Below are 20,516 nucleotides of genomic sequence, written 5' to 3'. Positions count from 1 at the left end.
GCGGCTCGGTCCGGCAGCCCTGCGCCCGGCGCCGTCGACGACCTCGACCTCGTAGCCCGCGCCGGTCCAGGCGATCCCCGCGTAGCGCGCGCTCACTCCTCCCCCAGAGCGAGCGCCTCGGTGACGATCAACTGCTCGACACCACGGAGGAATTGCTCCATGCCCGCGCGGGTGATGATCGCCGGGTCGGCGGTCATGGCGAGCTCCAGGACGCCGGGGGCGGTCAGCACGTCCACCGCCATCGAGACGTTCGCGCGGGGCAGGAAGTCCGTCGGCCAGCTCAGCTCGGTGCGCGCGGCCAGTTCGCCGAGCGGCGCCCGCGGGCGCCCGACGGTGTCGAACGGCCCGCTGCCCGGGTCCCGGGTGTCGTTCCACCAGTACGAGTGGTCGCCCGCCTCGCCGCGCTCGACCAGGCCCGCCAGCTCCCGCTCCAGCGCCCACTTGTCGTAGCCCGCGTGGCGGAAGGCGCTGAACGAGACGGACCGCGTGCGGCGCACCGCGTCCGCGAAGTCCTTGTCGGCGTCGGTGAGGAGGAACACCGCCTCCTGCGCCATCGTGCTGACCGACTCGGCGGCGGCCGGCTGGAAGCGGTTGCTCACGACCACCTGGAACAGGACGTCGCTGCTGCCGGACATCCGGGCCAGCTGGTGCGAGGCCGCGCCCAGCAGCACCGCGGCGTCGCTCACCCCGAGGTCGGCCGCCACCCGCTCGACGGCCACGGCTAGCGCGGGCGAGCGCAGCAGCGCGTTGGGGAACAGGCGGCCGGGGTCGGTGACCCTGAGGTCCGGCGCCGCCGGCTCCCGGAAGATCTGCTGGGGCCCGGCGGCCAGCCGTTCGCACCAGTAGCGGCGGGCACCCTCGTCCCGGCGGCGGCCCAGCGGCGAGGCCTGGACCGCCGCGGCCTCCAGCGGCTGGAGGGCGGGACGCGAACGCAGCAGGTCCTCGGCGCGCTCCCCCGCCTCGATCAGCGCCAGGTCGCGCAGCATCCGTCCCTCGCCCCACAGGTCCATCGCGGTGTGCGAGGCCGCCAGCACCAGGCGGTGGACCAGGCCCTCGCACTCCACGAGGCCGACCCGGAAGGGCCACTCGCGCGCGTGGTCGAAGGGACGGCCCGCCAGTTCCTCCATCAGGGCCGCGCCGGCGGCCGGGGCCTGCCGCACGGAGCACGTCCGCACCGCCACCGGAAGCTCGCCGCTGCCGTCCACGACCTGCTCCAGCCCGTCCTCACCGGCCGGCAGCAGCCGGGTGTGCAGGCTGTCGTGCATCCGCAGCAGTTCCGCCAGGTCGGCGAGGACGCGGGCGGCGGAGCGCGGCGGGGCCAGGGGCAGGTCGAGCCGCAGGTTGTACCGGGGCGCGTCGTCGCCCAGTCGGGTGACGACCCCCCAGATCGCCCGCTGCCCCCAGGTGGCCGGGCCCGTCCCGGACCTCGCGGAGTCCAGTGTGATGGTCCGCTCCTCGACCGTGGTCATCGTGTTCCGAACTTCCCTTCGGTTGCCTCGTGCGATGCGTGCGATGCCATGCGATGGCGATGCGTGCGATGAGTACTGGCGGTGGGCCGGGCGCCGGCCGGGGCCTAGTCCAGGCCCTGGGAGATGACCATGCGCTGGATCTGGTTGGTGCCCTCGACGATCTGCAGCAGCTTGGCCTCGCGCATCCAGCGCTCCACCGGGTGGTCGGCGACGTAGCCGGCGCCGCCGAGCACCTGCACCGCGTCGGTGGTCACCTTCATCGCGACGTCGGTGGCGAACAGCTTCGCCTTCGCCGCCTCCAGCGAGTACGGCCGGCCGGTGTCCTTCAGCCGGGCGGCGGCCAGGGTGAGCGCCCGGGCCGCGGCGATCTGGGTGGCCATGTCGGCGAGCATGAAGCCGACGCCCTGGAAGGAGATGATCCGCTGCCCGAACTGGCGGCGCTCCTTGGCGTAGCGCACCGCGTAGTCGGCGGCGGCCTGGGCGATGCCGACCGCGCAGGCCGCGATGCCCAGCCGGCCGCAGTCCAGGGCGCCCATCGCGATCAGGAAGCCCTTGCCCTCCCGGCCGATCAGCCGGTCGGCCGGCACCCGGGCCTGCTCGAAGCCGACCTGGGCGGTGGGGTTGGCCCACACGCCGAGCTTGCGCTCCGGCTCGTGCACCACCATGCCCGGCGTGCCGCCGGGGACCACCAGACAGGACAGGCCCCGGGCCCCCGGGCCGCCGGTGCGGGCGAACACGTTGTAGAAGTCGGCGTGGCCGGCGTGGGTGACCCACGCCTTCGTCCCCGTGATGCGGTAGCCGTCGTCCTGGCGCACCGCGCGGGTGGTCAGCGAGGCCGCGTCCGAACCGGCCTCCGCCTCGGACAGGCAGTAGGCGCCCAGGAGTTCACCGCCCAGCATGCCGGGCAGCAGGTCCTCGCGCTGCGCCTTCGTGCCGTAGGCGGCGGTGCCGAAGCAGGCGAGGTTGTGCACGTTGACCGCCTCGGCCACCGCGAACCAGTGGTAGGCGATCTCCTCCAGCGCCTGGAGGTAGACCTCGTAGGGCTGGCCTCCGCCGCCGTACTCCTCGGGGTACGGCAGGCTCAGCAGCCCGGCCTTGCCCAGGGTGCGCACGATCTCCCGGGGGAACGCGTGGGCCGCTTCGAACTCGGCTATGCGGGGCGCGAGTTCACCGGCCGCGATCTCCCGGACCAGGCCGAGCAGATCGGCCGCCTCCTCGGTGGGCAGGATGCGCTGGACCTTCAACGGACGACCTCCGTGGGTGTTCGGGTGGGGTGGGCGTGGGCCGGCGGTCAGGCCAGGCCCCAGGCGGCGGTCTCCGGCCAGTGCCGGGCGACCCGGCGGACGGCGTAGTCCCAGTAGGAGCGCACGGAGAGGTCGGCGTAGATGAAGTCCTGCTTGGCGGCCACGTCCCGGTCGGTGGACCAGGTGTACGGGACGCCGGTGCCCTCGGCCGTCAGCTGGAGCCGGCACGCCCGCTCCAGCACCTGGGCGAAGACGGACGCGTGCCGCACGCTCTTGCCGACGATCACGCCGCCGTGGTTGCGCAGCAGGACGGCCGGGTGCTCCCCGAGGTCCTTGGCGATGTGGTCGCCGGTCTCGATGTCGAGGACGGTGTTGCTGGTCTCGGTGAACAGGCCGATGCGGTCGCGGAAGTAGGCGCCGTCGTGGGAGATCGGGCGCATCGGCAGGTCGGTGGCGCCGAACATCAGGGTGTGGGGCGCGTGGCTGTGGACGATGCCGTTGACGTCCGGTCGGGCCCGGTAGATGGCCTGGTGCAGCGGCAGTTCCGGCGGGGCCAGGGGCGGCGCCGGCAGGGTGTGGTCCACCGGGCAGCGCACGACGTTCTCCGGGGTGGCCTCGTCGAAGCCCACCAGCGCGTTCTTGATGAAGAACTCGTCGCGGCCGGGGATCCGGGCGGAGATCTGGCCCTGGTTGAAGTCGTCGTGGCCGTCGAGGGAGAGCATCCGGGCGCCGGTCGCCACCTGGACGACGAGCCGGCGTTCGGCCGGGTTCAGCGGCACCGGTTCGGCCGTGGTCATGTCGCGCTCCTCGCGGTGGGGGTCGTCGGGTGTGTCGGGGCGGTCAGCTCGTCGAAGACCGTGCGCATGGTGACCAGTCCGGGGGGCGCGGTGCCGGCCCAGGCGGCGGCGGCCAGTGCGCCCCGGGCGGGCACCGTCCAGCTGGCGACGTGGTGGCGCACGTGCAGCGCCTCGCCGTCCCAGGTGTGGGTCAGCTCGTGCTCGCTGACGGGCAGTCCGGCCCGCTCGTCGGAGATGTCGGCCACCGCCGGGCCGCCGGCCCGCGCCCAGGTGTCCGCCAGGGCCAGCGCGGTGGCGCTCGGCCGGTGCGCCTTGCCGAGCGGGTGGCGCTCGCGGACGGTGGTGGTCGCCTCGAAGCGGCCCGTGGTGAGGGCCGCGGTGAGCTCGGCGATGCGCACCTGGAGGTAGTGGCCGAAGGCGAGGTTGGTGGCCCGGACCACCGGCACCGCCTCGGCCAGCTCCGCCAGCGCCCTCCACTGGGCGTCCGTCAGGTTGGACACGCAGGCGACGAGCGGGACCCGGCGGGTGGCGCAGTAGTCGAGGACCTCGGGGTGCGCGTCGGGCGCGCTGGCGTCGACGAGGACGTCCGGGACGGCGTCGGCGGACCAGCCGCCGCGGCGGGTGGCGGTGAGGGTGACCCTCGTCCCGTCCGCCTCGCAGAGCGACCGCAGCGCCGAGCCGAGCCGGCCGGCGCCGACGATCCCGATCGTGGGGCGGGGCTGCCCGGCTGCCTCGGGCATCGGCGCCTCGGGCATCGGCGTCTCAGGCATCGGCGCCGATTCCGCTGGCGACGACGAGGGCCGTGACGGAGTCGATGGACTCGTAGTGCTCGATGGGCGCTTCCGGGTCCAGGTAGACACCGACCTCGTTCTCGATGCTGTCGATCAGGCGCATGTAGGAGAGCGAGGAGTAACCGACGTCGCGGAGCGAGTAGTCGGCGCCGGCGAGTTCGTCGGCGGAGACGCTGCCGTCCCCGGCCGCGATGGCGAGTTCGAGGATCTTGGCGCGCAGGGTGGTGTTGTCCATGGGGACTTCCTGTGTCTCGTAGGGGGTCTTGGAGGTCAATGGCCGGGGGACGGCTCGGTGAGCAGCCGCCGCAGGCGCTCGATGGACGGCTTGCCGATCGAGTTCGCCGGGATGCTGTCCACCGGGCGGAGGATTCCGGGCACCTTGAACGCGGGGAGCGTGGCCGCGCAGTGGGCGCGCAGGGACTGTGCGGTGACGCCGGGTTCGACGGCGACGACGGCGGCCAGGGTCGGTTCGCCGTGCTGGTTCTCGGCCTCGAAGGCGACCGCGTCCAGTACTCCGGGGGCCCCGCGCAGCACCTCGGCGATCTCGATGGGGTCGATCTTGCGCCCGCCCACGTTGACCAGCCGGCTCGTGCGTCCGGTCAGGTGGAGCGCGCCGTCGACCAGGTGGCCCTGGTCGCCGGTGCGGTAGTAGCCCTCGGCGTCGACGCGCTCCTCGAACACGCCGGGGGCGTTGAGGTAGCGCGAGCCCATCGACTCGCTCCGGACCCGGATGCCCTCCTCCTGGGCGAGCAGCCGCACCCCGGGCAGGGGCGCCCCGAGCCCGCTGCCGGCGCCGTCGGCGGCGAACGTCAGCGGCCCGGTCTCGGCGACGCCGTAGTAGTTGTGGATGGGCACGCCGGTGAGCCGGGTGAACTCCTCGCGGATGCTCTCGCGCAGCGGTGCGCCGGAGGAGATCGCGGTGCGCACGCCGGCGAAGCCCGCCTTCGGCGCGCGCCGCACGATCGACTCGTACAACGCGGGGAAGGCCACCAGCCGGGTGGCGGCGGTGCCCTCCAGGAGCCGTACGACGCGGGTGGCGGTGGGCAGGCCGTGCGACAGGTGCAGCGAGGCGCCCGGCAGGAAGGCCGCCAGCAGCGAGGTGTTGAAGGCCAGCCCGTTGGAGAGCGCGGCGAAGCAGGCGATCCGGTCCTCGGCCGAGAGGCCGGTTCCCTTCACCCAGTTGGCGGCCGCCGCGGACACCGCCGCGCCGGAGAACTCGATGCAGTTGGGCCGGCCGGTGGAGCCGGAGGTGAAGCGGCAGACCTCGGTGTCGTCCAGCAGTTGCGGTCGGGGGGCGTCGCAGCGGCGCACCCGGCTGACCGTGAGGGCGCCGAACCCGCCGCCGCCCGAGGGGGTCTCGTCCACGATGGCGCCGACGTCCGCGCCCGGGGCGTGGATCAGCAGGTCCAGCCCGCAGTCCTCGGCGATCCGGGAGAGCTCGAACGGCCCGAAGGCCGAGTCGGCCAGGAACGGGACGCCGCCGGCGAACAGCACCGCGAGGTAACCGACCACGTAGTCGACGGAGTTGGTGGCGTAGAGGCCGACCCTGGCCCGCTCGTCCGGTACGTCGAACCGGGCGATGTGCTCCGCGGCGGCGCGGGCCCGGTCGGTGAGTTCGGCGTAGCGCAGCGATCCGCCCGCGTCGGTGACGGCGACGCGGTCGCCGTGGCGGGCGAGGACTTCGGTGAGGAGACCGGGAAGGACGGGGTTCATCGGGTTCACCGCTCGTTCTGGGCGTGCGCGGTGGCAAGCCGGTCGAACTTGACGCCCGAGTCGTCCGGGCGGCCGAGCAGCAGGGCGTAGAGGATCTCGTCGTCCTCCGGCAGCCCCGCGAGCGTGCGCCACAGCGGCGAGTCGAAGCCGCCGATGGCGGTCACCCCGACCTCCGCGCGGTTCGCACCGAGGTAGAGCAGCTGGCCCAACGCGCCGCAACGGAAGGCGAGTTCGCGCAGGCTCTCGGCGCCGGCGGCCGAGTCGGCCCCGGCGAGCGAGGTGCGCGGCACGTGCAGCAGCAGGACGGCGCCGGCGCCGGCGAGGGCACGTTGCTGCATGCAGGCCCGGGCCACCTCGTCGGTGGACGGCAGCCGGGCCGGCTGCCGCTCACCGGTGTCCAGCCGGTACACCGCGTCCCGCCCGGGCTCGGTCGTCGAGCGCAGGACGAGGGTGGCGGACAGCGGGGAGGCGCCGGGCAGGTCGGTCTCCAGCGGCGTCGACAGGGCCGAGACCGCCCGCCAGACGGCGTCGGCGGAGACGGGTTCGCCGGTGAACGCCTTGCTGGAGACGCGCGTCCCGATCAGCTCCGGCCATCCGTTCCGGTCCCCCAAGCCGCCTTCTCCAGAAGGTACTTGACGGCTGGTCCGGATGTGCGCCAGTGGAGCGGGCGCGGTGCGGGGCGCCGGGGAGCCGGGGTGCTCGGGCCACACGGCGAGGGAGTCCCAGCAGGCGCTCTCCAGCCACGACCGCCAGGTGGGCCCGCGCAGGTCCCGGTCGGTGCTGTCGTGCACCGTCCAGCGGGTCCACGAGCCGTCGGCCGCACCCGCCGTGTCCGCGGTGGCCGGCACGAGGACCGCGGAGTGGATCTCCCGGTGGTTCTCGCCCGCCTCCAGCAGCTCCGAGAGGGGTTCCCTCGGGAAGCGCAGCCGCAGCGTCCCCTGTGCCCCGCGGCCGGCCGCGGCCAGGACGAGGTTGGCGGCCGCGTGGCCCGCGTCCAGCTGGGTGTACAGGTACCCGCGGTCGCCGTACTTGCGCATCGACAGCCAGGGCCGGGTGAGGGTGACCACCAGCGCTCCGCCGTCGTCCGGGACGGCCAGCGCGGACGCCGCCAGCGCGGCGGCGACCCGCTCCCCCGCGGCCAGCCGGGCGCAGATGCGGCGGTCGGCGTCGAGCCGGTAGGCCGTCGGGACCCCGTCCTCCACGACGAGGACGGCGAACTCGTACGGGTACACGGCCCCGGCCGACGGCACCGCCCGCGCCACGTACGAGCCGCAGGCCCGGTTGGCGCGGCTGGTGAACACACCCTCGTCCACCACCGACAGGGCGCGGCGCAGGCCCGGGGCGGCGACGGGCTCGGCGGGCGGCTCGGGCGAGGCCGGCGGCAGGGCCACCCTGGCCCACAGCTCGTCGGCGCGGCCCGCGGACGCGCCCCGGGGCGCCTCGGCGACCGCCACGGACTCCTGGGTGATCAGATTTCCTTGCACGTCTGACGCAGACCTCCAATTCTCTGGCAATCCACCAAATACGCATGTCGCGGGCGCCCGGAAAAGCGGGCAGGCGAAATCGGCCCACCACGCTTCTCGGCAGCCCGGTGCACCACGGAGGAAAATGTGGGGGGATACCGCAAAAGCTTGCAACGGTGCCCTCGCGGGGCTTTTCCACTGCCCTCGACCAGCACCGACGGGTTCTCGGATCGCGAGACGGACTATTCGACGGTCATTCGACCGCGCGGCACCATCCCCGCCGCGCTGCCCCCGGCGAGCACTCGCCCATTCGTCCCCCGTCTCACGATGTGGCACATAACCGATCCACGGCCCGAACCACGTGAACCCCATGATCGGTTACGGCCGTTGCCAGCATGCCAAGCACGCCAGGCAATGGTCAAGACCAATCCTGATAACGCCGCAGGATGAGTCAAGCCAACCGGGTGAATGCTGTGAATCGGACATCAATGCGGATTGGCCGCCCCTCACCGACACCCCGGACAACCTCGGCAATTCGTCCCAGGCACTGCCAACCGGGCCGGTGCCGGTGGCGCCCGACAGCGCCGGAGGGCACGCAGGAGGCGTGCGGGCGACATGCGGGCGACATGCGGGCGACGTGCGGGCGGCAACCGCAGACCGACACACTGCCGCGCACGGCGTCCGCGGGGCCGCGGGGCCGCCGTCGCCCCCGACGGCGGCCGGGGCGGGCGCGGCGCGGCCTGCGGCCGGCCGGGGCCGGGCGCGAGGCACGACGGAACACCGGACGCCAGGGCGCGCCGCGCCCGGAACGCGGGTGGACGCAGGCCAGGGTCGAGGACGGCAAGGCCGCATCCTGGCGTCGCGCAAGACAACCGTGCGGGTGAGTGACCTTCCGTCAAGTCCCCTGCTGGTTGCCGGTTGTCCGCCGTCGGCCGAACCGGCTTCCACGGTTGAATGACGGCTCGTGCCAACACCCCGTGCCGATACCAGTGGCAATGCGGCAAGGGCCCCCGGTTCACCCACCGCTCCGGCGGCCGACGCAGAACTCGATTTCGCCATTGGCAATCGGGCGCGCCGAAGCATCGGGATTGCGGCGGAGACCGCCCGTCGCGGATCCCGCGGCCGTCCGGCCTTACGGGTGAAGCCGCGAGGATTCCGAGATCCTTCACACCGCCTGACGCACCGGCAGAACTACCGTGAGTGACTGACCGTCAGTCCGGTGCCCCCCGGCGCCGATCACCCGAGCGGCCACCGGATCCCCCCGTCCGTCCCCAGGGAGCACCGCACCATGCCCGCAACCCGCCACCGCATGCTCGCCACCGCCGCCCTCGCCACGGCGGCCACCGTCCTGGCCACCACCCCCGCGCTCGCCCGGCCCTCCGGCCCGGCCGGGCCTGCCGTCCTGCGGGCACCGCTGCTGCGCCCGGAGGGCGGCGCAGCACACCAGGGCCGCCCGCACGGTGACCGCGCCAACGGCACCAGCGCGAACTGGGCCGGCTACGCGGCCACCGGCACCACGTTCACCAGCGTCAGCGCGAGCTGGGTCCAGCCGCAGGTGCACTGCACCACCGAGGACACCTACTCCAGCTTCTGGGTGGGCCTGGACGGCGACGGCAGCCGCTCGGTCGAGCAGAACGGCAGCTCGGCGGACTGCTCCGGCGGCAAGCCGCAGTACTACGCCTGGTTCGAGATGTACCCGGCGTTCCCGGTGGTCTACACGGACCACGTCGAGCCCGGCGACCGCTTCACGGCGAGCGTCACCGCGGCCGCCGGCGGCAAGTTCACCCTGACGATCAGCGACGAGACCCAGCACTGGAGCCACACCCAGCACAAGACCCTGTCCAGCGCGAAGCTGGCCTCGGCCGAGGTGATCGTCGAGGCGCCGTCCACCCTGTCCGGGCCGCTGCCGCTGGCCGACTTCGGCACCGTCGGCTTCACCGACGCCAGGGCCAACGGCAAGCCGATCGGCGGCTTCGGCCCCGAGAACATCACCATGGCCGACCACGACCACACCGTCCTGGCCACGACCTCGCCCCTCGGCGACGACAGCGCCTTCGAGGTGACCTGGAACCACAGCTGACCCGCCCCCCGGGAACGGCCGGGGCCGCAGCACGGCTCCTGCGTGCTGCGGCCCCGGCCGCCGTGTACCCGGACGTCAGATGTAGAGCGTGAACACCGTGTCGCCCCGGCCGACGTAGGCGTTGCTCAGGGCGAACACGTGGCTGCCCGGACGGAAGATGCCGAACGTCGTGCGCCCGGCGGCCTGCCAGTCCCCGACCACCGGCAGGTCGCCGGCGACGCCGTAGGAGGCGGTGGAGACGCTGCCGTCGTCGTGGCGCAGGAGGAAGGTGTTCGGCTCGCCGGCGCTGCGACCCGGACGGAAGAGGCCGAACTGGGCGTGGTGCACGCCGTCCCAGTCGCCGGTCACCGGGAGGTCGCCCGGCCCGCCGAACTGCAGGGTCGTCACGCTGGTGTCGTCGTGGCGCACGGCCAGGGTGCCGGTGGCCGGGCGGTAGACGGCGAGCTGGTCGTGGCCGTTGTGGTCCCAGGCGCCGGCCACCGGGACGTCGCCCGGCTCGCCGAACCGGACGGCGGTGACGGACCCGTCCCGCAGCTGGAGGCCGAACGTGGCGGTGCTCGGGCGGTAGATGCCCAGCTGGCACTGGCAGGTGTTCTCCCAGGCGCCGACCACCGGGACGTCGCCTGGGTCGCCGAAGGCCCGGCGCTCGTTCACGTGGCCGGTCGTCTTGCCGTAGTCGATGTTCCAGCGGCCGTTGTCGAAGAGGCCGACCTGCGTGGCCGGGCCGCCGAGGTAGCCGGTGAACGGCGTCCCGGCCTGCGGGCCCGGGACGGAGGCCTGCACGGACGCCGTGGCCTGGCGGCCGTGGTCGTCGGTGGCGGTCTCGGTGACGGTGTAGTAGCCGCCGACGCCGTAGTCGTGCGTCAGGCCGTCCGGGGAGGTCCGGCCGTCGGTGACGACGGGGGCGGTGCCGTCGCCGAAGTCCACGGCGTAGCGGGCGAGCGGCCACGGGCTGGAGGTGGCGTCGTGGAAGGCGACCCGGGCGGTGGCCTGGTCGACGACGCTCACCTGGGGGTTGAGCCGGAGGGCGTCCACCGGGGCGAACGTGAACCTGGCGATGCCGGTGAAGACCAGGCCGGTCCGGCTGGTCGCGGTGAGCGTCGCCGTGTAGGTGCCGGGCGCCGGGTAGTCGTGGTCGAGCTCCAGGCCGCTGCCCGGGTTCACGTCCACCGGGGCGCTGCCGTCGCCGAAGTCGAGCTTGGCACCGGCCGGCGCCCAGCCGGTGCGGTAGAAGGTCTGGATCCGGGCGTTCAGCGGGTGGCCCGCCGTGGCGTAGGGGATCGCCGACAGCTGCACGGAGGTGTCGTCCTGGAGCTCGACCGCGCCGCGGTCGTAGTAGCCGGGCCCGGTACCGGTGTTGGCGATCGCCGGGTGGTCCGCGCGCGGGTGGTCGTAGAAGTCGGTGTCCAGCATCCCCGGCGCGGTGGCGTCGGCCGCGTCCGTCAGGCCCTCGACGGCCCGGGGCGCGTAGTCGCTGCTGTAGAACCCGAACTTCGGGTCGGCCTCGTTGTCGTGGGCGCCCTGACCGGTGGCCCTGAAGTCGGAGGCGGCGGTGTACGGGGTGCCGCCCCAGAGGTAGCCGACGCCGCCGGCCGCGTGCACGACGCTGTTGTAGTCGGCCTTGGTCCCGGGGACGGAACCGGCCGAGACCGACAGGCCGGCGGCGGACTTGAGGGCCTCGTCGGTGCAGGAGCCCGCGGGGAGCTTGGTGATCACGTTGTTCGTCACCGCGGCCCCCGAGGAGTTCCCGGCGAGCAGGACGTCGTTCCCGCAGTTCCCGGCGAAGGTGTTGCTCGCCACGACGGTGCCCGGGGCGTCGGTGGCCACGACGCCGCCCGTGCGGCCCTCCACCACCAGGTTGGTGGTGATGACCGTCCCGGAGACCCCGGCGTCCACGGCGATGCCGACCGTTCCCTGGCCCTGGACCCTCGTGCGGCTCACTGTGGTGGCGGTGGTCTTCCCGGTGATGCGGACGGCGGGCGCCGGGTCCGGGTAGGAGGACGGGACGCCGTTGAACACGGGGTTGCCGGCGCGGACGGTGTTCCGGTTCACCACGATCCGGTCGGCGTCCTGGACGAGCACGCCCTCCTGCGGTGCCTCGAACTGGAAGCCCGACACCGTGACGTCGTGCACGCCGGAGAACACGAGGGCGTGCGCGGCCGGCTTCGAACCCGCGTCCCAGGAACGGATGCCGAGGATCGTCTGGGGCACGCCGTAGGGGATGTCGGCCTTGATGACGATCGGCCTGCCCGGGAGCCCGGAGTGCCTGACGGTCACCGACTCACGGTAGGAGCCGCCCGTCGCGACCTGGACCGTCTGGCCCGGCTGCGCCGCGTCCACCGCGGCCTGGACGGTGCAGAACGGCCGGTCCTGCGCCCCGCTCCCGGCGTCCGAACAGGCCGACCCGTAGGCGTTGTCGACGTGAAGCACGGTCTGGTCGGCCGCGTGGGCGACCGAGGGGAGAACCGCCCCGGATATCGCCGAGCCGGCAACCGCGGCGGCCAGGCCGACGCGATGACGAATGGTCACGGATGGTCCCCCTTGAGGCGAAGTGACGCCGGTTGTGCAGGATTCGGGGAGCGCTCGTGATGGTTCGTACCCCCGATCGTCCGGCGAAGAGTATCGCCGATGATCATGCGTTCGTCACGCGGGTATCCCCGTCGCGGCAGGGCGGGGCGCGGCGGGCGGCCCGGAGACGCCGGTGGGGCTGCCGGGAGTCCCGTCATGGGATTCCCGGCAGCCCCGTGCCCCGGCGGGGGGCCTACTTGAACTGGGGGAAGTAGTCCAGGAGCGAGGAGTTCACGCTGGTGCAGTAGGCGTAGCTCCACAGGCCGCTGCCGGTCGGCTTCCAGGGGCCGTACACGTTCTCGCCGTTCTGACAGACCGCCATCGCCCGGAAGACGATGTGACTGTCGGAGCGGGGGCACATGGCGCCGTAGGTGTTGCCGTCCCACCACTCCTGGCAGACGTCGGTCGTGGTCGCCGAGGCCGGTGCGGCGGTGGCCGTCCCGAGTGCCAGCGATCCCGCGGCGACCGCCGCCAGTGCCAGTGCGCGTACCTTGAGCATCGAATCCCCTCCAGCCGGACGTTGTGTCACCCGGCCCGCGTCCTGCCTTGCGGACCGCCGTCGAATCTAGGTCGGCCGCCGGGGGCGTCCGGTGCGCGAGCGCACAGTCGGGGGCTCCGCGCGGTGCCGATCCGCACAGTCGTCCCGCTCGCGGGCACCCGGCTCGTGATTCCATGGCGTGAGCGATCCGCGACGCGGAGTACCGGTTGCCGTCGGAGCGATGAGTTCCCCGGCGGCCGCGGGTCTCCATCCCGACCGGACCGACCGGCACGACCGACTCATCGGGAGCAAGGCAATGGGCCTCATCCACATCGAGCTGTTCACGACCCTCGACCTCGTCGCGCAGGCACCCGGCGGGCCCGACGAGGACCCCGAGGGGTTCCCGTTCGGCGGCTGGCAGGCGCCCCTGCTGGACGACACCACCGGAGCGCAGATCGGCGCGGCCTACGAGGACACCGACGCCCTCCTGCTCGGGCGGCGCACGTACGACATCTTCGCCGCGTACTGGCCGCACCAGAAGGAGGGGCAGATCGCCGAACTCTTCAACCGCGTGCCGAAGTACGTGGCCTCCCGGGGTGAGCCCGACCTCTCGTGGGACGGCTCCACGCGGCTCGGCCCGGACCTGGTCGCCGCGGTGCGCGAGATCCGCGAGCGGCACGAGCACGTGAAGGTCGTCGGGAGCCTGGACCTGGTGCAGACGCTCCTGCGGGAGAAGCTCTTCGACCGCCTCGACCTCTGGGTGCACCCGATCGTCCTCGGTGTGGGCAAGAAGGTGTTCGGCACCGGCGCGGTGCCCACCAACGTCACGCTCCTCGAACCGCCGGTGGCCGGCCCCACGGGCACCGTGTTCCTGCGCTACGGGATCGCCGGCGGCACGCCCAGGACGGGCGACATGAGCGCCCCCGACCGAGGCCTCGGGAACCGCGACTGACGCCACCCGGCACATAACCGGCGGGGCTGCCGCTGATCCCGGCAGCCCCCGGATCTCCTCGCCGCGGAGCCCGCACCTGGCGGGTTCGCGTCGGGCGGGTTCCGGAGGGCCGGGTCCGCCGGCCGGGCGGGCTGCTCCCAGGCTGGCAGGAGCAGCGCCCCGAGCACCGGCAGGAGGACGGCACGGCCGCACACTTCGAGGTCTACGAGGACAAGGCCCACCAGTGGAGGTTCCGGCTCAAGGCGGGGAACGGGGAGATCGTCGCGGTGGGCGAGTCCGGAAGATCGTGGGCGTCACCCCGAAGGACTACCTGGCGGCCTTCGCCGACCGCCCGGCGGGGCCGGGGAGCCGCAGAGTGTGAGCCGTCGTCAGTCCGGGGCGGCGAGAAGACTCTTAATGATCTCTTAGACGAACTCCGTACCACTGTGTCATGCACACAGGAACTCATGCGTCACCCCTCGCGCGTCCCGCCCGCCGGCCCGTTCCGCATTCGGTCCTCGTCCTCGCGGTGGCCACCGCGCTGCTCTCCGGAACCGCGGCGAGCGCCACCACCGACGGCTCCGCCCAGCGGGTGCGGATCCACGGCGGCCTCGTCGACGTGCCCGTCCGCGGCGGCACGGCCAGCATCGACACCGCCACGTTGCGGACCGAGGCCCGCGGCGGCGACGGGCGGACGGTCCTGCTCTCCGCCGCCGCAGGCTCGCGGCTGGGCAGGGCGAGCGCCCCGGCCAGGACGGCGGACGGCGCCGGATGGTCGTACCCGGAGGCGGGCCTGCGGGCCGAAGTCCGCGCCGACCACGGCCGGTTGCTGGTCACCCTCACCGCCACCGGCGCCGACACCTCGGTGCGCTGGCCGGTGACCGCCGCCGACCCGGCCGCCGCCGCGATCCAGTTCCCGCGCGGCGAGGGCCTGTCCGTGCCCGTCGACGACCCGTTCTGGAACTCCCCCGACGGCGCACTCGTCGGCGAGGCACAGGAACTGGACTCCCAACTGTCCCTGCCCGTGTGGGGCTACACGCTGCGCACCGGCCGGGCCGGCGCCGGCTACATCGTCCCCACCGACATCGGCACGTCGCTGACCTTCGCCTCCCAGGACGGGCGGCTGCGGGCCACCGCCGAGCACGGGTTCGCCGCGGGGAACGGCACCGGCACGTACACCGTGGCCCTCTCCCTCACCGACGGCTCCCCGGTGGCCCCGGCCGCCGACTACCGCGACTGGCTCGCCGAGCACGGACAACTCGGCGGCCTGGCCGAGAAGATCGGGAAGAACCCGCAGACCGCGAAACTGCTCGGCGCCTTCCACGCCTACGCCTGGGGCGGCGCCCGGCGGCCCGCCTACCTCGACCGGCTCAAGGCGCTCGGCGTCTCCCGGCTCTGGCTCGGCTACGACTCGGACGACGCCCCGATGACCGGCGCGGACGTCAGGGCCGCCGAGGCCGCCGGCTACCTGGCCGGGCCCTACGACTCCTTCGCCGACGGCCAGCAGAAGACCGACGACTCCTCCCCCAACACCGTCTGGCCGGACGACGTCTACCCCCGCTTCTGCGTCGTCAGGGCCGACGGGACGCCGCAGCCCGGTTTCCGCAACAAGGGCTGCTACTTGAGCTCGCAGGCCTTCGAGCAGGCCGAGCCGCAGCACCACTACCTCGCCGACCGCACCCGCTCCCTGGTCACCAACGGAGCCGGCAGCTACTTCCTCGACGTGGACGCGGCGGGCGAGCTCTTCCGGGACCACGACCCCGGCCACGCGATGACCATGGCCGGGGACCGTGCCAACCGCCTCGCCCGGATGCGGCGTCTGACGGACGGCTCCTACGGCACGTCCGCGCGACCGCTGGTGCTCGGCTCGGAATCGGCGGGCTCCTGGGCCAACCAGGTGCTGGCCTTCGACCACGGCGCGGCGACCCCGGTGGACGGACGGCTGTGGGCCATGGAGACCGGACACTTCGACAACGGGCCCCTGGACCCCAAGGACGACGCCGCCTGGGGCGGCTACATGCCCGAACAGGCCGCCGCCACCTTCTTCAAGCCGGTACGCACCACGGACTTCAAGCCCGAGCACCAGGCCCGGGTGGCCGCCGCCCTCAAGGCGATGTACGACCCGCGCTACCGGGTGCCGCTGTACGAGACGGCGCTGCACGGTTCGCTGGTCAACGCCGAACGGTGGGAGCTGCCCTTCGGGAAGCTGCCGGAGCAGAAGACCACGCGCGCGCTGCTGGCCGTGCTCGACAACACCCCGCTCAACTTCGTGCTCAGCGACAAGGACCCGCACGACGCGCAGAACCTGCGCGAACTGGCCTCCCTGCAGCAGTACTTCGCCCCACTGCACCAGGCGGCCGGCACCGAGCCGCTGACCGACTTCCGCTGGCTGACCGACGACCACCTGGTGCAGCGGACCGTCTTCGGCGACGGAACGCTGACCGTCACCGCCAACTTCGCCACCACGGCCCACGACGGCCTGCCGGGCGGCTGCGTGGACGCCGCCCTGCGCGGACGGCCGGGCAGCCGGCGGCTGTGCCCGGGTGACGTGATCTGACGGTGTCCGGTCGGTCGTGCTCAGGCGGGCCCGCCGGGGGACGCGTCGAGGACGGCGAGCGGGTCGCGGGCACCGAGTCCGGACCAAGGGTGCGGCGCACGCCCTGCGGAGGGCGCGTGCCCACCCGACTCGCGGACGGGCCCGGGCACGTCGTCGGCGAACGCGCGACGGCCGACCGAAGCGACGGTCAGCCCACGGCGTGCCCCGCCCCGCGCAGGGCGGCCGTCGCGGCGGCGAGGTGGGCGGCGGGGACCAGGACGAGGTCGGCGTGGAAGGTGGAGGCGGTGAAGACCGGGATCCCGGCCGCCGCCAGCGGGGTCAGCAGCGCCGCCAGCATCCCCGGCACGTCGAGCCCGTGGGCCGTCTGCCCGCCGTAGAACGCGGCCCAGCGCTCCGCGCCCGCATCCCCGGCGCCGGCGGGCCGGACGACGGTCAGGCCCTCGGGGGCGCGGACCAGGGCGAGCCAGTCGCCGCCGGGCACCGGGGCGCCGGGGCCGTGCTGCTCGACAATGAACTCGCCCGGACGGACGGTGAGTTGCTGTGGTACGGCTGCGTTCATCGGGCCAGCGTAGGCCCCTCCGGAGCCATGATCAACTGCGGGCGGTCACGACGCGGGGTACCCCCGGTCGGCCAGCCCGGGGCGGCGGGGTATGGGCCGGGCCGGGCGGCTCGCCTATCGTGGCGTGGTGACCGATCATCGGACTGTTCGGCCTGCTGCCGCCCGGGCGGGCTACCTGCCGGCCGCCTTCGCGTTCGCCGTATGCATGGCCGGGACCACCCTTCCCACGCCCCTGTACGGGCTGTACCAGGAGCGGATCGGCTTCTCGGAGCTCACGGTGACGGTCGTCTTCGCCGTCTACGCGTTCGGTGTCATCAGCGTCCTGCTGCTGGTCGGCAACGTCTCGGACACCGTCGGGCGCCGGCCCGTCCTGCTGTGCGGGCTGGGCTTCGCGGCGTGCAGCGCCGTCGTGTTCCTGGCCGCGGACAGCGTGGGGCTGCTCTGTCTCGGGCGGCTGCTGTCGGGGCTGTCGGCGGGCCTGTTCACCGGCACGGCCACCGCGTACGTACTGGAGCTCGCCCCGGCGCGGCACCGGGGACGCGCGGGCTTCGCCGCGACCGCAGCCAACATGGGCGGGCTCGGCTGCGGACCCCTGCTGTCGGGGCTGCTGTCGCAGTACGCGCCCTGGCCCCTGGTCCTGCCGTTCGTCGTGCACCTGGTGCTGCTCGCCGTGTCGTTCGCCCTCGTACTGACGCTGCCGGAGACCGTCGCCGGCACACGGCCGCTGCGCACCGCCCGGCCCCAGCGGGCCGAGCTGACGCCGGAGGTCCGGCGGGTGTTCGTCCCGGCCGGGATCGCCGCGTTCGCCGGGTTCTCCCTGCTGGGGGTGTTCACGTCGGTCAGCCCCGCCTTCCTCGCCGAGGACCTGGACGTCCACAACCGGGCCGTCGTCGGGCTCGTCGTCTTCGCGGCCTTCCTGGCCTCCACGCTCGGCCAGCTCCTCGTCCCCCGGCTGGGCACCGCGCGGGCCATCCCGCTGGGCTGCCTGGTGCTGATCGCCGGGCTGGCACTGCTGGCGGGCTCGCTCGCGTGGGCCGTCCTGGCCCTGCTGGTGCTCGCCGCACTGGTGGGCGGCGCCGGCCAGGGCATGGGGCTGCGCGGCGCGGTGGGCGAGGTCGCCGCCGCGAGCCCCGCCGAGCACCGCGGCGGCGCGCTCTCGGCGCTGTTCGTCGTCGCCTACTTCGGCATCTCGGTCCCCGTCATCGGCATCGGCCTGCTCACCGGACCGCTCGGCCTGGCCGAGGCCGGCCTGGTCTTCGCCGCCTGCATGGCCCTGCTGGCCGCCGCCTCCGGCGTCTACCTGCTGCGCCGGGCGGACACCGGGGCCTGAGCGCCCGTCACCGGCCCAGGTGGACGGCCAGCGACTCGATCGTGCGCCGGCGCATGGTCATCATCGCCACCGACGAACCGTCCGCGAAGTGGAGCCGGAAGCGCGCCATCGCCTGCGTCCTCGGACGGCGCTCGGCCCGCGCCACCCGGGCCCGCGGCGCGGCCCAGAGCAGGCGGCCGGGCTTGCGGAGGTCCGGGCCCGCCTCGACGAACGCGACCCGGCGGTCGGTGACCGTCAGCAGCCCGGCCTTCCCCAGGGCCGTCTCCGTGGGGAAGGCCGCCGCCATGCTCCCCCCTCCCCCGGCCACCGCGCCGATGCGCGCGAGCGCCGACCCGAACGGCACCGGGTCGGCCCCCAGCGCCCCGACCCCGGCCACCGGGACCACCTTCGCCACGTCCAGCAAGGCCTCGCCCGGCCCCAGCAGCGGCTCCACGGCGTGGCGGTAACGGTTGATCATCTTCTCGGTCACCCCGGCAGGGTAGTGCGCGACGGCCGCCCCGGAACCGCGGGGGTCACGCGGTGGCGAGGGCGTGCCCCAGCAGGGACATCGCGTCGGGCATCACCCGCCGCCAGAAGCCGTCCGTGTGCAGGCCGTCGGGGAAGTGCGCCTCGCGGGCGCGGGCCTGCCGGGCGACCTGGCGGGCGGCGGGGCAGAACGGGTCCTCCTGGCCGCACCACACGCCGAGGGCACCGGTCTGCATCCCGTCGAGGCGCAGCGCCGGCTCGTGGGCCTGCCAGTCCGCCTCGTCGGCGTAGCCGCCGGTGGTGCGGGCGTCCGCCCAGGTGCGGAAGACGGCCGGGCTGAGCAGCGCGACGGCGTCGAGGTTGCGGCCGCCGCGCGTACGGCCGATCGCGTACTGCAGGGCGCCGGAGCCGCCCATCGAGATGCCCATCGCGGCGCGCGGCGTGGGCAGTTGGCGGGCGTGCAGCCAGCCCGGGAGTTCCTCGCGGAGCATCGTCTGCGGGTCGTCGCCGTCGCCGGCGGCGTGCTGGTGCCAGTACGTGGCGTCCCCGCCGTCCACCGCGACGACGGCGAACGGCGGCACGCCTGCCTTGACCGCGGCCGCCAGGAACTGCGGCACGCCCAGGGTCACCATCCCCTGGGCGTCGTTCCCGCGCCCGTGCAGCAGCACGCATACCGGCAGGTTCGTGCTCGCCGTGGCGCCGGGCGGGAGCATGGTCACCATCGTGACGTTGCGGCCCCGCGCCGCCGAGCGCACCTGCTCGACGTGCACCGCTCCCGGCGTCGCGTCGGGCGCGGTGCCGTCCGTGCCGGTCATGCCCAACGCCTTCTTCAGCGCCACCCCGCCGGGCAGCCACCCGGCGAGCATCCCGCCCGCGGCACCGGCCCCCAGCAGGGCCCCGCCGGCCGCGACGCCGGCCCCGATCCGCAGCAGGCGCCGCCGGGACGGGTGGGGGCCGTCAGGCTGTGCCGGGGGCTGCTCGGTGGCGCTGTCGGTGTGCGTGGTCATGTCTGCTGGCCTTTCGCCGTGCGGTTGTTCGGGTGCGGCCACGGTCGGCGCGCGGCGGTCCACAGCAGCGGCACACATGAGCACGTTTCCCCCGGTCAGGCCGGTTCGGGCGACCGGCCACCGTAGGTGACGAGGGATCGGACCACGCGGTTCCGCCCCTCGGCGAGAACGCCGGACGGCCAGGAGGCGCCGCGGCGGTCCGGGGGCGGCGGCGCCCTCTTGCTCAAGAATTCAACATTCCACGGAAAGGCGGCCCGGGGAATTTTCCCCGTATGCGCGAATATCGGCCGGATCGCCACCGGACAAACAAGGCCGAGGCCTTTTGGGAGACGGGTCCGGAGCGGCCACGCACGGCATCTTCCCAGCTCCTGGGTGTGCCTGCGCTTTGTCTCTTACCTGGCCTTCGGTCCGGAAAAGTATCTCTTGCAGCACGTCTGTCCGTGAATTCCGGGCAGCCCGCCCGTTCTGACAGAAAGCTTGTCCCTCGATGTCCCGGCTGTTTCAATGCTGGATGTCGATGCGGGCGGTCCCGTCGCGCTCGACGGCCGACAGCGTAATTTTCCCGGCGTCATCCATCGCACAAGGGGGAACCACATGCGCACAGTACGAGCTGCCCTGATGGCCGGAGCGGTGCTCGCGGCGACGGTGGCCATCGCGGCCCCGGCCCAGGCGTCCTCCCGCTGCAGCCCGATGAACGGCTACGGCGAGCAGATCTGCGTCGACGGCGTGTCCTACAACCGTGCGGAGGACGTCTCCACGGTCTTCTTCACGCTCCGCGGGCCCTGGACCGACTACCGGGTCTACATGAACGGCACGTCCGGCCTCTACTACCCCGGCTCCCACGCGTTCGGCATCAACGGCCACCTGAACACCAGCGTATGTGTGTCCGAGTCGACGTACGGGTGGGAGTGTGTCTGAGCCGACCGGCGGGTTCTCCGGAATCCGCCGCTGAGGGAAGGGCCGGACCTCCTCGGCGGTTTCTAGCGGTCGTCGCAACACGTGGTCGGTTGGTTAGGCCGCGATGAGTTTATGCAGGCGCTCGGCTGGGGTTTCCCAGCCGAGCG

General features: G+C 73.6%; 17 protein-coding genes and 1 pseudogene. 6 read left to right on the top strand and 12 right to left on the bottom strand.

The features are described from left to right. Positions 1 to 92 precede the first annotated feature (92 nt). The 7 genes from AB0C76_RS39500 to AB0C76_RS39470 all read right to left on the bottom strand — a co-directional run bounded on the left by AB0C76_RS39500 (position 93) and on the right by AB0C76_RS39470 (position 7,498). Entirely contained in the window at positions 93 to 1,469 is a 1,377-nt protein-coding gene (locus AB0C76_RS39500; protein WP_359975046.1) for a condensation domain-containing protein, read from the bottom strand. A 104-nt stretch (positions 1,470 to 1,573) separates the two neighbouring features. Continuing rightward, entirely contained in the window at positions 1,574 to 2,713 is a 1,140-nt protein-coding gene (locus AB0C76_RS39495) for an acyl-CoA dehydrogenase family protein (protein ID WP_359975045.1), read from the bottom strand. Positions 2,714 to 2,760: 47 nt separating this feature from the next. Continuing rightward, the gene (locus AB0C76_RS39490) at positions 2,761 to 3,510 is read right to left on the bottom strand and encodes a class II aldolase/adducin family protein (protein WP_359975043.1); all 750 of its coding nucleotides are present in this window, start codon (positions 3,508 to 3,510) and stop codon (positions 2,761 to 2,763) included. Then, positions 3,507 to 4,280 (bottom strand): dihydrodipicolinate reductase C-terminal domain-containing protein, encoded by a 774-nt coding sequence (locus AB0C76_RS39485; protein ID WP_359975041.1) that lies wholly within the window; start codon positions 4,278 to 4,280, stop codon positions 3,507 to 3,509. The genes AB0C76_RS39490 and AB0C76_RS39485 overlap by 4 nt, the downstream gene beginning before the upstream one ends. Next, entirely contained in the window at positions 4,273 to 4,536 is a 264-nt protein-coding gene (locus tag AB0C76_RS39480) for a phosphopantetheine-binding protein (RefSeq protein WP_359975039.1), read from the bottom strand. The genes AB0C76_RS39485 and AB0C76_RS39480 overlap by 8 nt, the downstream gene beginning before the upstream one ends. 35 nt (positions 4,537 to 4,571) lie before the next feature. Next, positions 4,572 to 6,014 carry a class I adenylate-forming enzyme family protein gene (locus AB0C76_RS39475; RefSeq protein WP_359975037.1) on the bottom strand — a complete coding sequence of 481 codons (1,443 nt, stop codon included), beginning with the start codon at positions 6,012 to 6,014 and terminating at the stop codon, positions 4,572 to 4,574. A 5-nt stretch (positions 6,015 to 6,019) separates the two neighbouring features. Next, a complete protein-coding gene (locus AB0C76_RS39470) occupies positions 6,020 to 7,498 on the bottom strand; it encodes a nitroreductase family protein (protein ID WP_359975036.1) in 1,479 nt (492 codons plus the stop codon). A 1,267-nt stretch (positions 7,499 to 8,765) separates the two neighbouring features. Here AB0C76_RS39470 and AB0C76_RS39465 point away from each other — a divergent pair. Beyond that, complete coding sequence (locus AB0C76_RS39465; RefSeq protein ID WP_359975034.1) at positions 8,766 to 9,557, top strand: G1 family glutamic endopeptidase; 792 nt, start codon at positions 8,766 to 8,768, stop codon at positions 9,555 to 9,557. Positions 9,558 to 9,632: 75 nt separating this feature from the next. Here the strand turns inward: AB0C76_RS39465 and AB0C76_RS39460 are convergent, their stop codons facing one another. Continuing rightward, complete coding sequence (locus tag AB0C76_RS39460) at positions 9,633 to 12,086, bottom strand: PKD domain-containing protein (protein ID WP_359975032.1); 2,454 nt, start codon at positions 12,084 to 12,086, stop codon at positions 9,633 to 9,635. A 232-nt stretch (positions 12,087 to 12,318) separates the two neighbouring features. Then, positions 12,319 to 12,624 carry a hypothetical protein gene (locus AB0C76_RS39455; RefSeq protein ID WP_359975030.1) on the bottom strand — a complete coding sequence of 102 codons (306 nt, stop codon included), beginning with the start codon at positions 12,622 to 12,624 and terminating at the stop codon, positions 12,319 to 12,321. A 295-nt stretch (positions 12,625 to 12,919) separates the two neighbouring features. On the opposite strand from AB0C76_RS39455, the gene AB0C76_RS39450 reads away from it, so the two are divergent. The 3 genes and pseudogenes from AB0C76_RS39450 (at position 12,920) to AB0C76_RS39440 (ending at position 16,091) form a co-directional block, all read left to right on the top strand. Then, positions 12,920 to 13,555: a dihydrofolate reductase family protein gene (locus tag AB0C76_RS39450; protein ID WP_359975028.1), complete on the top strand. Its 636-nt coding sequence runs from the start codon at positions 12,920 to 12,922 to the stop codon at positions 13,553 to 13,555. A 26-nt stretch (positions 13,556 to 13,581) separates the two neighbouring features. Continuing rightward, positions 13,582 to 13,824: pseudogene (locus tag AB0C76_RS39445) on the top strand (DUF1508 domain-containing protein); the annotation flags it as partial. A 161-nt stretch (positions 13,825 to 13,985) separates the two neighbouring features. Beyond that, a complete protein-coding gene (locus AB0C76_RS39440) occupies positions 13,986 to 16,091 on the top strand; it encodes a glycoside hydrolase (RefSeq protein WP_359975026.1) in 2,106 nt (701 codons plus the stop codon). A 187-nt stretch (positions 16,092 to 16,278) separates the two neighbouring features. On the opposite strand, the gene AB0C76_RS39435 is transcribed toward AB0C76_RS39440, so the two are convergent. Then, positions 16,279 to 16,650 carry an ACT domain-containing protein gene (locus AB0C76_RS39435; protein WP_359975024.1) on the bottom strand — a complete coding sequence of 124 codons (372 nt, stop codon included), beginning with the start codon at positions 16,648 to 16,650 and terminating at the stop codon, positions 16,279 to 16,281. 175 nt (positions 16,651 to 16,825) lie between these two features. On the opposite strand from AB0C76_RS39435, the gene AB0C76_RS39430 reads away from it, so the two are divergent. Continuing rightward, positions 16,826 to 17,980 (top strand): MFS transporter, encoded by a 1,155-nt coding sequence (locus AB0C76_RS39430; RefSeq protein ID WP_359975048.1) that lies wholly within the window; start codon positions 16,826 to 16,828, stop codon positions 17,978 to 17,980. Positions 17,981 to 17,987: 7 nt separating this feature from the next. Here the strand turns inward: AB0C76_RS39430 and AB0C76_RS39425 are convergent, their stop codons facing one another. Both AB0C76_RS39425 and AB0C76_RS39420 read right to left on the bottom strand, forming a co-directional pair. After that, entirely contained in the window at positions 17,988 to 18,449 is a 462-nt protein-coding gene (locus AB0C76_RS39425) for a hypothetical protein (RefSeq protein WP_359975022.1), read from the bottom strand. A 43-nt stretch (positions 18,450 to 18,492) separates the two neighbouring features. Continuing rightward, positions 18,493 to 19,452 (bottom strand): alpha/beta hydrolase-fold protein, encoded by a 960-nt coding sequence (locus tag AB0C76_RS39420; protein ID WP_359975020.1) that lies wholly within the window; start codon positions 19,450 to 19,452, stop codon positions 18,493 to 18,495. A 594-nt stretch (positions 19,453 to 20,046) separates the two neighbouring features. Here AB0C76_RS39420 and AB0C76_RS39415 point away from each other — a divergent pair. Next, positions 20,047 to 20,370: a hypothetical protein gene (locus AB0C76_RS39415; protein WP_359975018.1), complete on the top strand. Its 324-nt coding sequence runs from the start codon at positions 20,047 to 20,049 to the stop codon at positions 20,368 to 20,370. The last annotated feature ends 146 nt before the right edge of the window (positions 20,371 to 20,516 follow it).

The sequence above is a fragment of the Kitasatospora sp. NPDC048722 genome (genome assembly GCF_040650235.1).
Taxonomy (GTDB): domain Bacteria; phylum Actinomycetota; class Actinomycetes; order Streptomycetales; family Streptomycetaceae; genus Kitasatospora.
The sequence above is the reverse complement of the archived record's forward strand: the minus strand, read 5'-3'. Positions and strand labels throughout refer to the sequence as shown.